At 74.2% G+C, this 12,141-nt stretch carries 8 protein-coding genes; 7 read left to right on the forward strand and 1 reads right to left on the reverse strand.

Annotated elements, in window-relative coordinates; translation table 11 throughout:
• Positions 1–19: 19 nt before the first annotated feature.
• Positions 20–1,531, reverse strand: a complete 1,512-nt coding sequence (locus tag AC0693_RS16490; RefSeq protein WP_469331857.1) for a glutamate synthase subunit beta — start codon at positions 1,529–1,531, stop codon at positions 20–22.
• A gap of 238 nt (positions 1,532–1,769) precedes the next feature.
• On the opposite strand from AC0693_RS16490, the gene AC0693_RS16495 reads away from it, so the two are divergent.
• From AC0693_RS16495 to AC0693_RS16525, 7 genes are all read left to right on the forward strand, one after another.
• On the forward strand, positions 1,770–3,254 hold the full coding sequence (locus AC0693_RS16495) for an aldehyde dehydrogenase family protein (protein ID WP_478743184.1): 1,485 nt from the start codon (positions 1,770–1,772) through the stop codon (positions 3,252–3,254).
• A gap of 14 nt (positions 3,255–3,268) precedes the next feature.
• A complete protein-coding gene (locus AC0693_RS16500; RefSeq protein WP_478743185.1) occupies positions 3,269–4,849 on the forward strand; it encodes a GMC family oxidoreductase in 1,581 nt (526 codons plus the stop codon).
• Entirely contained in the window at positions 4,846–5,931 is a 1,086-nt protein-coding gene (locus AC0693_RS16505) for a quaternary amine ABC transporter ATP-binding protein (RefSeq protein WP_469316392.1), read from the forward strand. The genes AC0693_RS16500 and AC0693_RS16505 overlap by 4 nt, the downstream gene beginning before the upstream one ends.
• A gap of 103 nt (positions 5,932–6,034) precedes the next feature.
• Positions 6,035–8,110 carry an ABC transporter permease subunit gene (locus AC0693_RS16510; RefSeq protein WP_469331851.1) on the forward strand — a complete coding sequence of 692 codons (2,076 nt, stop codon included), beginning with the start codon at positions 6,035–6,037 and terminating at the stop codon, positions 8,108–8,110.
• Positions 8,103–9,077, forward strand: coding sequence for an ABC transporter substrate-binding protein (locus tag AC0693_RS16515; RefSeq protein ID WP_469331849.1), 975 nt, complete (start codon positions 8,103–8,105; stop codon positions 9,075–9,077). Before AC0693_RS16510 ends, AC0693_RS16515 begins: the two co-directional genes overlap by 8 nt.
• Before the next feature lie 188 nt (positions 9,078–9,265).
• Complete coding sequence (gene lanKC / locus AC0693_RS16520; protein ID WP_478802178.1) at positions 9,266–11,950, forward strand: class III lanthionine synthetase LanKC; 2,685 nt, start codon at positions 9,266–9,268, stop codon at positions 11,948–11,950.
• On the forward strand, positions 11,947–12,087 hold the full coding sequence (locus AC0693_RS16525) for a SapB/AmfS family lanthipeptide (RefSeq protein WP_356406903.1): 141 nt from the start codon (positions 11,947–11,949) through the stop codon (positions 12,085–12,087). Before lanKC ends, AC0693_RS16525 begins: the two co-directional genes overlap by 4 nt.
• The last annotated feature ends 54 nt before the right edge of the window (positions 12,088–12,141 follow it).

The raw sequence follows: 12,141 nt of genomic DNA on the forward strand, positions 1-12,141 counted from the left end.
CCGCGTAGTGCGCGACGGGTCACCAGGTGCGGTCGTCCAGGGGCTGGAGCAGGGGCCGGTCGCGGGGGCCGATCGGGGCGTGCAGGGTGGTGCGGCCGGTGAGGTAGCGGTCGGCGGCGGCCGCCGCGGAGCGGCCCTCGGCGATCGCCCACACGACCAGGGACTGGCCGCGTCCGGCGTCGCCGGCCACGAACACCCCGTCCGGGGAGCGGCCCGGGGCGCCGAGCGCCGCGAAGTCCGCGGTCCGGGCGAAGCCGCCCCGCTCGTCGCGGACCAGGCCCAGTTGCGCGCCCAGCGGGCAGGCGCGGTCGGGACCCGAGAACCCGAGGGCCAGCAGCACCAGGTCCGCGTCGATCACCCGCTCGGTGCCGGGGACCGGACGGCGCCCGGCGGGTTCCACCGCGGTCAGGCGCAGGGCCCGTACCCTTCCCGCCGGGTCGCCCTCGAAGTGCAGGGTCGCGCTGGAGAACGCCCGCGGGTCGGCGCCGTCGCGGCCGCGCGCCTCCTCGTGGGCGTGGGAGATCCGGTAGACCTTCGGGTACAGGGGCCAGGGGTGGGCGTCGGGCCGGGTGGGGCCCGGCTCCGGGTTGATGTCGAGCTGGACCACCGAGCGGGCCCCCTGGCGCAGCGCGGTGCCCAGGCAGTCGGAGCCGGTGTCCCCGCCGCCGACGATCACCACGTGGCGCCCCTCGGCGCTCACCTCGGGCGCCGCGAGGTCGCCCTCGGCGACGCGGTTGGCACCGGTGAGGTAGTCCATGGCCTGGTGGACGCCCCGTAGTCCGCGGCCCGGCACGGGCAGTTCCCGGCGCTCCGTCGCGCCGACCGCGACGATCACCGCGTCGTGGGTCTCCCGGATGCGGGCCGCGTCGGTCCCGCCGCCGATGTCCGCGCCCGTACGGAAGACGGTCCCCTCGTCGCGCATCTGCCGAACGCGGCGGTCCAGGTGCGCCTTTTCCATCTTGAACGCCGGTATGCCGTAGCGCAGCAGTCCGCCGATCCGGTCGGCCCGCTCGAAGACGACGACGGTGTGCCCGGCGCGGGTCAGCTGCTGGGCGGCGGCGAGCCCGGCGGGGCCCGAGCCGATGACGGCGACGGCCTTGCCGCTGAGCCTGTCCGGCGGGGCGGGCGCGGTGTATCCGTGCGCCCAGGCCTGGTCGGCGATGGTCTCCTCGACGTTCTTGATGGTCACCGGGTCGGCGTTGATCGCGAGGACGCAGGCCTCCTCGCAGGGCGCCGGACAGAGGCGGCCGGTGAACTCGGGGAAGTTGTTCGTCGCGTGCAGCCGGTCGGAGGCGGCCCGCCAGTCGCCGTGGGCGGCGTACGCGTTCCAGTCCGGGATGAGGTTCCCCAGCGGGCAGCCCGCGTGGCAGAAGGGGATGCCGCAGTCCATGCAGCGGTTCGCCTGCTCGGAGACCAGGGGGAGGCAGGCCTGACCGGCGTGGACCTCGCGCCAGTCGCCGAGCCGCTCGTCGGCGGGGCGCGCGGGCACGGAGCGCCGGGGCGTCCTGAGGAAGCCGAACGGGTCGGTCATGCGCCGCCTCCATGGTTCCGCCTCCCTGACGGGCACGGGTACGGCGGTCCGACCAGGTTACGCCCGGTTCGTCCTGCGGTCCCGGCGGGGAAGGCCGTCCGCCGGACCCTCACACCCGACGTGACACCAGTCACTTCCTGTGACGTGTGGGACATGGCTTCCGGGACCGGGGGCAGGCGGGCCCCACCGCAATCACCGCGGGCAGGCCGCGGTGCGAACTCCGGAGGTACAGCGCGTCGTGTCCGAGCAGCAGAGCATCCATACCGCCGGAAGGTGGCGCCCGTCCTCGACGGGCGCCACGCGCGAGATCCTCGACCCGGCCGACGCCACCGTCCTGGCGGTGGTCGCGGAGGGCACGGCCGCCGACGCGGACGCGGCCGTCGGCGCCGCGCGCGCCGCCTTCGACGGCGGGGAGTGGCCGGGCACCCCGGTGGCCGAGCGCGCCGCGCTGCTCCGGCGCGCGGCCGACCTGCTCCAGCGCGACCGCGAGCGGATCGCGCTCCTGGAGAGCCGGGACGCGGGCAAGACCCTCGAAGAGGGCCGGGTGGACGTGGACTGCGTCAGCGACGCCTTCCGGTACTTCGCGGACCTCGTCATCGGCGAGGGCGGCGGCCGGGTCGTGGACGCCGGGTCCCCCGAGATCCACAGCGTGGTCGTCCACGAGCCGGTGGGCGTGTGCGCCCTGATCACCCCGTGGAACTATCCGCTGCTCCAGGCGAGCTGGAAGGTGGCCCCGGCGCTGGCCGCGGGCAACACCTTCGTCATCAAGCCGAGCGAACTGACCCCGCTGAGCACCGTGGCCCTGATCGAGCTGCTGGTGGAAGCCGGGCTGCCGGCCGGCGTCGCCAATCTGGTGACCGGCGCCGGTGATCCTGTCGGTGCGCGGCTCGCCGCCCACCCGGATGTCGACCTCGTCTCCTTCACGGGCGGTCTCGGCAGCGGTACGAAGGTCGCGCACGCGGCGGCCGACACGGTGAAGAAGGTCGCCCTCGAACTCGGCGGGAAGAACCCCAACGTCGTCTTCGCCGACGCCTGCGCCACCGCGGCGGGCTTCGACACCGCCGTGGACCAGGCGCTCAACGCCGCCTTCATGCACAGCGGCCAGGTCTGTTCGGCCGGCTCGCGGCTGATCATCGAGGCTTCCGTGCGCGACCGGTTCGTCAGCGAACTGGCCCACCGCGCCGAGAAGATCCGGCTCGGCCGCGGCACCGACCCGGGCGTCGAGTGCGGCCCGCTGGTCTCCGCCGCGCAGCGCGAGCGCACGGAGTCGTACGTCGCCTCCGCCCTCGCCGCGGGCGCCGTGCTGCGCGCGGGCGGCGAACGCCCCGAGGGACCCGGTTACTTCTACCGCCCGACCGTACTGGACCGCTGCGACCGCACGATGCGCGTGGTGCGCGAGGAGGTCTTCGGGCCGGTGCTGACGGTGGAGACGTTCCTCACCGAGGACGAGGCGGTGGCCCTGGCCAACGACACCGAGTACGGGCTCGCGGGCGCCGTGTGGACGGCCGACCAGGGGCGCGCCCGTCGCGTGGCGGGCCGGCTGCGCCACGGCACGGTCTGGATCAACGACTTCCACCCCTACCTGCCGCAGGCCGAGTGGGGCGGCTTCGGGAAGTCCGGGATCGGCCGTGAACTCGGCCCGTCGGGGCTGGCCGAATACCGCGAGACCAAGCACGTCTACCAGAACCTCGCACCCCGTCCCGTCCGCTGGTTCGCGGGCTGAGAGGAACCCACTCCATGACGACCACCCCCCACGACCCGAGCAAGCAGCCCCTGGACCCCGAACTCCCCCGGGACGTACGGGAGTACGACTACGTCATCGTCGGCGGCGGCACCGCGGGCTCCGTGATCGCCTCCCGCCTGACCGAGGACCCGGACGTCACCGTCGCCGTCATCGAGGGCGGCCCGAGCGACGTCGACCGCCCCGAAGTGCTGACGCTGCGCCGCTGGATGGGCCTCCTCGGCGGCGAACTCGACTACGACTACCCCACCACCGAGCAGCCGCGCGGCAATTCGCACATCCGGCACAGCCGCGCCCGCGTGCTCGGCGGCTGCTCCTCGCACAACACGCTGATCGCCTTCAAGCCGCTGCCGTCGGACTGGGACGAATGGTCGGACGCCGGGGCCGACGGCTGGCACGCCGCCGCCATGGACCCGTACTTCGACCGGCTCCTGAACCACATCGTCCCGGTCGCCGAGGCCGACCGCAACGCCATCGCGCGCGACTTCGTGAGCGCCGCGGAGCAGGCGCTGGGCGTCCCCCGCGTCGAGGGCTTCAACGCCAAGCCGTTCCACGAGGGCGCCGGGTTCTTCGACCTGGCCTACCACCCGGAGACCAACCAGCGCTCCTCCGCCTCGGTCGCCTACCTCCACCCGGTCATGGACGACCGGCCCAACCTGACGCTGCTGCTGGAGACCTGGGCGCACCGGCTGGAGCTGGACGGCAAGCGTGCGCGCGGGGTGCACGTGCGCACGGCGGACGGCGCGGACGCGCTGGTCCGCGCCCGCCGCGAGGTGGTCGTGTGCGCGGGCGCGGTCGACACCCCGCGGCTGCTGCTGCATTCGGGGATCGGCCCGCGCGAGGACCTCGCGGCGCTCGGCATACCCGCCGTGCACGATCTGCCCGGTGTCGGCGAGAACCTGCTCGACCACCCGGAGTCGGTGATCGTGTGGGAGACGGACGGCCCGATCCCGGAGAACTCGGCGATGGACAGCGACGCCGGACTGTTCGTGCGCCGCGACCCCCGGTCCGCGGGACCGGACCTGATGTTCCACTTCTACCAGATCCCCTTCACCGACAATCCGGAGCGGATCGGCTACGAACGGCCCGCCCACGGCGTGTCGTTGACCCCGAACATCCCCAAGCCGCGCAGCCGCGGCCGCCTCTACCTCACCAGCGCCGACCCCGGGGTGAAGCCCGCCCTCGACTTCCGGTACTTCACCGACGCCGAGGACTACGACGCGCGCACCCTGGTCGACGGGATCCGGCTCGCCCGCGAGATCGCCGCGGCGCAGCCACTGGCCGGCTGGCTGAAGCGCGAGGTGTGTCCCGGTCCCGAGGTCACCGGCGACGAGGAGCTGAGCGCGTACGCCCGCTCCGTCGCGCACACGGTCTACCACCCGGCGGGCACCTGCCGGATGGGCTCGGCGGACGACGCCGGGGCCGTGGTGGGACCGGACCTGAAGGTGCGGGGCCTGGACGGCATCCGGATCGCGGACGCCTCGGTGTTCCCGACGATGCCCGCGGTCAACCCAATGATCGGAGTGCTCATGGTCGGGGAGAAAGCCGCCGATCTGCTGGGAGGCGACGCACGATGAACACCACCACCGCTACTGCGGCCACCACCGCGCCGCCCGTCTTCGCCGTCCGGGACCTCTGGAAGGTCTTCGGCCCCCGGGCCCGGGCCGCCAAGGTGCCCGGCTCGGCGGACGCCGCGCTGTCCGCGGCCGATCTGCGCGAGCGCACCGGCTGCACCGCCGCCGTCCGGGGCGTGAGCTTCGACGTCCGCAAGGGCGAGTCCTTCGTGGTGATGGGCCTGTCGGGTTCGGGCAAGTCCACGCTCGTGCGCTGCCTCACCCGGCTGATCGAGCCCACCGCCGGTTCCCTCGCCATCGACGGCGAGGACGTCCTCGCGATGGACCGCGCCCGGCTGCGCGAACTGCGCCGCCACCGCGCCGCCATGGTCTTCCAGCACTTCGGCCTGCTGCCCCACCGGTCGGTGCTCGACAACATCGCCTACGGCCTGGAGATCCAGGGGATGGGCCGGACCGAACGGCGCGCCAGGGCGGCCGAGATGACCGCCAAGGTCGGTCTCGACGGCCTGGAGGAACGCCGGCCCGGCCAGCTCTCCGGCGGTCAGCAGCAGCGCGTCGGTCTCGCCCGCGCCCTCGCCGCCGATCCCGAAGTCCTGCTGTTCGACGAGCCGTTCAGCGCCCTCGATCCGCTGATCCGGCGGGAGATGCAGGAGGAGGTGGCCCGGCTGCACCACGAGGAGGGCCGCACCATGGTCTTCATCACGCACGACCTGAACGAGGCGCTGCGCCTCGGCGACCGGATCGCCCTGATGCGCGACGGCCGCATCGTGCAGCTCGGCACCCCGGAGGAGATCGTCGGCTCCCCCGCCGACGACTACGTACGGGACTTCGTCCGCGACGTGCCGCGCGAGCAGGTGCTCACCGTGCGCAGCGCCATGCGCCCGGCGACGTCGGCCGAGGCGGAACACGGCGTGTCCCTGGCCCCGGCGACCACCGTCGCCCGCGCCATCGAGGCGGTCGCGCGCAGCGGCGCCCCGGCCCGGGTCGTCGACGCGGGCCGCTGCCTGGGCGTGGTCGACGACGCCGCGCTGCTCGCGGTCGTCGCCGGGATACCCGGTGCGGCGACCGGGGAGGCGGCCGCGTGAGGGACCGCACCGCGCGCCCGCGCAGCAGTACCGTTCCGTCCACGGCCTCTCCGACCCCTTCGCCGGCCGTGTCCTGCACGGCCGGGGCGCGGGGGTGGCGGCGATGACCTCCGCGACCACGCCCGTACGCGATCCCGCGCCGCCGGGGTCCGGCTCCGCCCGCGATCCGCGCCCGCCCGCCGCGCCCTCCTCGGCCGCCGCCGCTTCCGGTGCTCGCGCCGGAGCGCACGGCCGCCGTTCCGCCTCGCCCGGACTCCTCCGCGTCGGCCGCAGGGTCCTGCCCCTCGCCGTGGCCGCGGCCGTGCTCGGCACGCTGGGCGTGCTGTACCCGGGAGCGGGAGGCTGGCCCGGCGCTCTGGGCGTCGACCTGTCGGGACCGCTCGACCGGGCCGGTGACTGGATCATCGACCACCGGGACAGCCACCCGCTGTTCCTCTACTTCTTCGGGCACGTCAGCAATGCCGTCGTGGTGTCCGTGCGCGCCGTGTACACGGTGCTGCTCGCCGCCGGATGGACGGGCGTCACCGCGCTCGCCGGGCTCGTCGCCTGGCGCCTGGCCGGGGTGCGGCTCGCGCTGACGTCGATGGCCGCCTTCGTCGTGTGCGGCCTGCTGGGCATGTGGGTGCCGACGATGCAGACCCTGGCCCTGATGGCCGTGGCCGTCGCCGCCTCCGTCGTCGTGGGCGGCCTGCTCGGCCTCGCCGCCGGGCTGTCACCGCGCACCGAGCGCGTCCTGCGGCCCGTGCTCGACACCATGCAGATCCTGCCCGCCTTCGCGTACCTGCTGCCGATGGTGCTGGTCTTCGGCATCGGGGTGCCCGCCGCCGTGCTGGCCACCGTGGTCTACGCCGCCCCGCCCATGGCCCGCCTCACCGCCCTCGGACTGCGCGAGGCCGACGCCGGGGTCCTGGAGGCGGCGGCCTCGCTCGGCGCGACGGGGCGTCAGCGGCTGCTGACCGCCCGGCTGCCGCTCGCCCGCACGCGGATCCTGCTCGGCGTCAACCAGGCCATCATGACGGGCCTGTCCATGGCCGTCATCGCCTCGGTGATCGGCGCGGGCGGCCTCGGCGACCGGGTCTACCAGGCCCTGGCCTCCGTCGACGTCGGCGCGGCCCTCGCCGCGGGCATCCCGATCGTGCTGCTCGCCGTCGTCCTGGACCGCACGGCCGACGCGGCGGGCACCCGGCTCGGCGCGGCGCCGCCGCCGACCGCCGAACGGCACTTCCTGCGCCGCGTGTTCGCGGGCTGGTACGGGCGGCTGCTCTGCCTCCTGGCCGCGGTCGCCGTGGCGGTCCTGGGCCGGATGCTGGGCACCGCGCAGTGGCCGGCCTCCTGGACGGTGTCCCTGGCGGATCCCGTCAACCGGGCCGTCGCCTGGATGACCGGCCACTTCTACTCGGGGGTCCCCTTCGTCGGCGGCACCGCCGACTGGGCCGCCGGCTTCACCGGGCTGCTCCTGGACCCGCTGCGCAGCGGCCTCCAGGCGGCTCCGTGGTGGCTGCTCCTGCTGGTCGTCGCCGCCGTCGGCGTGGTGGTCGGCACCTGGCGCAGCGCCCTGACCGCCGTCCTCGCCCTGGCCGCCATCGGCGTGCTCGGCGTGTGGGATCCCGCGCTGGACACCCTCTCGCAGGTGCTCGCCGCGGTCGCGGTGACGCTCGTCCTGGGCTTCGCGGTCTCCGTCGGCGCGGCCCGCAGCGCGCGCGCCGAGCGGCTGCTGCGCCCCGTGCTCGACATCTGCCAGACCATGCCGCAGTTCGTGTACCTCATCCCGGTCGTCGCCCTGTTCGGGGTGGGCCGCGCCCCGGCGGCCGCCGCCGCGGTCGTCTACGCGCTGCCCGCCGTCGTCCGCATCACCACGCAGGGGCTGCGCGGCGTCGAGCCCGCGGCCCTGGAGTCCGCGCGCTCGCTGGGGGCCACCGGGTCCCAGCAGCTGCGCCAGGTCCAACTGCCGCTCGCGCGGCCCGCTCTGCTGCTGGCCGTGAACCAGGCCGTCGTCCTGGTCCTCGCCGTCGTCATCATCGGCGGCCTGGTCGGCGGGGGCGCCCTCGGGTACGACGTGGTCCTCGGCCTCGCCCAGGGCGACCTGGCCACCGGCCTCGTGGCGGGCGCGGCGATCGTCTGCCTCGGCATCGTGCTCGACCGCCTCACCCAGCCCGCGAAGGAGGCCCGGGATGCCTGAGCCGCGCCCGTCCCGCCGTACGACCGTCGCCGCGCTCGCCGCCGCGACCGCCCTCGCCCTGGTCACCGGATGCGGCGCCGCGGACATGACCCGGCAGTCGTCCCCGTACGCCGCCGCCCGCGGCGCGAAGACCGTCACGCTCTCGGTCCAGTCCTGGGTCGGCGCACAGGCCGACACGGCCGTGGCCGGCTACCTGCTCGAACACGAACTGGGCTACCGGGTGGACACCGTCCAGGTGGACGAGGTGCCCGCCTGGGACGCCCTCAGCCAGGGCCGGGTCGACGCGATCCTGGAGGACTGGGGCCATCCCGAGCAGCAGAAGCGCTACGTCGAGGAGAAGAAGACCATCGTCGACGGCGGCGAACTCGGGGTCACCGGCCACATCGGCTGGTTCGTCCCGACGTACTTCGCCGAGGAGCACCCGGACGTCACCGACTGGAAGAACCTCGGCAGGTACACCGACCGGCTCCGCACCGCGGAGAGCCGCGGCAAGGGGCAGCTGCTGGACGGCTCCCCCTCGTACGTCACGAACGACAAGGCGCTGGTGAAGAACCTGAAGCTGGACCTGGAGGTGGTCTTCGCCGGCTCCGAGGCGGCGCAGATCACCCAGATCAAGCAGTTCGCGAAGGAGAAGAAGCCCTTCCTGACGTACTGGTACCAGCCGCAGTGGCTCTTCGAACGGGTGCCGATGACCGAGGTCAGGCTGCCCGAGTACACCGAGGGCTGCGACGCCGACCCGGACGAGGTGGCCTGCGCCTACCCGCACACGCCGCTGCGCAAGTACCTGAACGCGCGCTTCGCCGACGAGGGCGGGCGGGCCGCCGCCTTCCTGAAGAAGTTCCACTGGACCGTCGAGGCGCAGAACGAGGTCGCCCTGATGATCGCCGAGGACAAGCTGACGCCGCGGCAGGCGGCGCAGAAGTGGGTGGAGCGCCACGAGGACCTCTGGCGGCCCTGGATCGGCTGATCCGGGGCGCCCGATCCCGCCCGTCTCCGGTCTCCCCCCACGGTCGGGAGGCGGGCGGTCCGGGGCGCCAAGTGACCCGTGCGTACTGCACACCGCATCGGTGACAGCCGTGACTGTCGCGGCACCCGGCTCGGATGACACGGTGTTCCAGCCGGGTCACCGACCGGGCACCGACCGAGGGAGTACGGGTGAACAAGGGGTACGCCGCCTTCTGCGACGCAGACCGCTGGTTCTACGACGCGCCGTACCGGCGCGCCGAGGAGAACTACGCGGCCGCGCTCGCTCCCGTACCCGAAGGATGGCGCTCCCACCGCAGCGGCGACTGGTACGCCCTGCGTCCCGTCGGCTGCGAACTGCCCGCCCAGGGCTGGAAGATCCACGTGTCGGCCTGCCTGGACAACGCGGAATCGGTCCTGGAGCGCGTGTACGCCTACTGCCTGGCCCGGCGCATCGCCTTCAAGTTCGTGCCGAGCCGCTACCTGCTGCACCTGCGCAACGCCAAGTACGCCGACCGCGCGGCCAGCGGCAAGTTCCTCACGGTGTACCCCGCCGACGAGGAGCAGTGCCGCCGGATCGCCGAGGACCTCGACGGCCTGCTGTCGGGCGAGCCCGGACCGTACATCCTGAGCGATCTGCGCTGGGGCGCGGGCCCCGTCCACCTGCGCTACGGCAGCTTCACCCTGCGGCACTGCTACGACGAGCACGGCGAGCTGGTCCCGGCCGTCGAGGACCCGTCCGGGCGCCTGGTGCCCGACGCCCGCGGGCCGGTGTTCCAGCCCCCGGAGTGGGTGGACCTGCCGCCGTTCCTGAAGCCGCACCTGGACGCACGCTCCTCCGTCACGCTGGCCGACATCCCCTACGCCGTCGAGCGGGCCCTGCACTTCTCCAACGGCGGCGGGGTCTACGCGGCCCGGGACGCCCGGACCGGCCGGCCCCTCGTGCTCAAGGAGGCCCGGCCGTACGCGGGACTCGCCGCCGACGGCGCGGACGCGGTGGCCCGGCTGCACCGGGAGCGGACGGCCCTGGAACGGCTCGCGGGGCTGGACTGCGTCCCCTCCGTCCTCGGCTCCTTCACCGTGGGCGACCACCACTTCCTGGCGCTGGAGTACCTGGAGGGCAAGCCCCTCAACACCTACTTCGCCCGCAGGCACCCGCTGATCGAGGCCGATCCCGAGCCGGCGGAACTCGCCGCCTACACGGAGTGGGCGCTGAAGATCCACGAGCGCGTGAGCGCGGCGGTGGCCGCCGTGCACGCCCGCGGGGTGGTCTTCAACGACCTGCACCTCTTCAACATCATGGTCAGCGAGGACGCCTCGGGCGAACCGGCCGTCGCGCTGCTGGACTTCGAGGCCGCCGCCCACGTCGACGAGGGGCTGCGGCAGACGGTGGCCAACCCCGCGTTCGTCGCCCCGGCGGAGCGGCGCGGCTTCGCGGTGGACCGCTACGCGCTCGCCTGTCTCCGGCTGGCCCTGTTCCTGCCGCTGACGAGCCTGTTCTCCCTGGACCGGGCGAAGGCGGCGCACCTGGCCGACATCGCCGCGGAGCAGTTCCCCGTACCGCGCCGGTTCCTGGACGAGGCCGTCGAGGAGATCCTGTCCGGGTCGGATTCGGGTCCGGGCTCCGGGCCGGGCCGGGAATCCGCACCCGATTCCCGCCGGGCGCCGAGCGGCCGGATACCGGCGCCGACGGGGCCGTACCTGCCCGTCGCGCCCGGGGACTGGCCCGCCGCCCGGGACTCGATGACCGCGGCCCTGCGCGCCTCTTCCACACCGGAGCGCGAGGACCGGCTCTTCCCCGGCGACATCGCCCAGTTCAGCAGCGAGGGCGGCGGAGTCGGCTTCGGGTACGGCGCCGCAGGCGTCCTCTACGCGCTGGCCGAGACCGGCGCCGAGCCCTGGCCGCAGGCCGAGGAATGGCTGCTGGCCAGGACGGCGCAGCCGGGCTCCGGCACCCCGCTCGGCTTCTACGACGGCCTCGCCGGCACCGCCTGGACCCTTGACCGGCTCGGCCACCGGGACCGCGCCCTCGGCCTCGCCGAACTGCTGCTGGAGCAGCCGTGGCAGGAGATCGGCCCCGACCTGCACAGTGGTCTGGCGGGCGTGGGCCTGGCCCTGGACGCGCTGGGCACGGCGACCGGCGAGGGCGCGCTGCACGCGGCGGCCGAGCGGTGCGCCGAACTGGCCTGCCGGGACGGCGCCGCCCCGCGCCGCGCCGGGCTGCTGTACGGCGGCTCCGGACCGGCCCTGCTGCTCCTGCGCCTCTACGAGCGCACCGGCGAGCGCGAACACCTCCTGCGGGCGGGCGAGTTCCTGCACCGTGACCTCGACCGGTGCGTGACCAGCGCCTTCGGCACCCTCCAGGTGGACGAGGGGTGGCGCACGATGCCCTACCTCGGCGAGGGCAGCGTGGGCATCGGGATGGTGCTGGACGACTGGCTGCGGCACGCCAGCGAACCGCGGTTCGAGCAGGCCCGGCTGGAGATCGTACGGGCCGCCCAGGCCACCTTCTACGCGCAGCCCGGGCTCTTCCGCGGCGCTGCCGGGATGGTGCTGTACCTGGCACGGACCACCACCCCCGGACCGGGCACCCGCGCGCAGGACATCGCGCGCCAGATCGACGCCCTGGCCCGGCACGCCGTTCCCTACCAGGGCCATCTGGCCTTCCCCGGCGAGCAGTTGATGCGGCTGTCCATGGACCTGTCCACGGGCACCGCCGGAGCACTGCTCGCCCTCGGCAGCGCCGCGCCCGGCGGGCGCGCGCAGCTGCCGTTCCTCCCACCGCTGCGGCACGCCGCGGCGGTCCCAGAGCCGGTCCCGCACCGCGGGGCCGTGACCCATCGGAATGATCCAGCGAAGAAGAGGAATCAGACATGACGCTTCTCGACCTGCAGTCGATGGAAACCACCAAGGAAGAGTCCACGGAGGCCACCTTCGGCGGTGGCGGTGGCGGCAGCCGCGCCAGCCTGCTGCTCTGCGGGGACAGCAGCCTGAGCATCACGACCTGTAACTAAGGTCCCTTCCGGGCCCGGGCGGTTCCACCGCCCGGGCCCGCACCCCTTTTCTCC

Source organism: Streptomyces sp. NPDC043876 (assembly GCF_056435825.1).

What these genes read in the sequence shown, in the direction of transcription:
- AC0693_RS16525 (WP_356406903.1), top strand. Translation starts at nt 11,947, where the DNA reads ATGACGCTTCTCGACCTGCAGTCGATGGAAACCACCAAGGAAGAGTCC.
- AC0693_RS16505 (WP_469316392.1), top strand. Translation starts at nt 4,846, where the DNA reads ATGAACACCACCACCGCTACTGCGGCCACCACCGCGCCGCCCGTCTTC.
- AC0693_RS16510 (WP_469331851.1), top strand. Translation starts at nt 6,035, where the DNA reads ATGACCTCCGCGACCACGCCCGTACGCGATCCCGCGCCGCCGGGGTCC.
- AC0693_RS16515 (WP_469331849.1), top strand. Translation starts at nt 8,103, where the DNA reads ATGCCTGAGCCGCGCCCGTCCCGCCGTACGACCGTCGCCGCGCTCGCC.
- AC0693_RS16500 (WP_478743185.1), top strand. Translation starts at nt 3,269, where the DNA reads ATGACGACCACCCCCCACGACCCGAGCAAGCAGCCCCTGGACCCCGAA.
- AC0693_RS16490 (WP_469331857.1), bottom strand. Translation starts at nt 1,531, where the DNA reads ATGACCGACCCGTTCGGCTTCCTCAGGACGCCCCGGCGCTCCGTGCCC.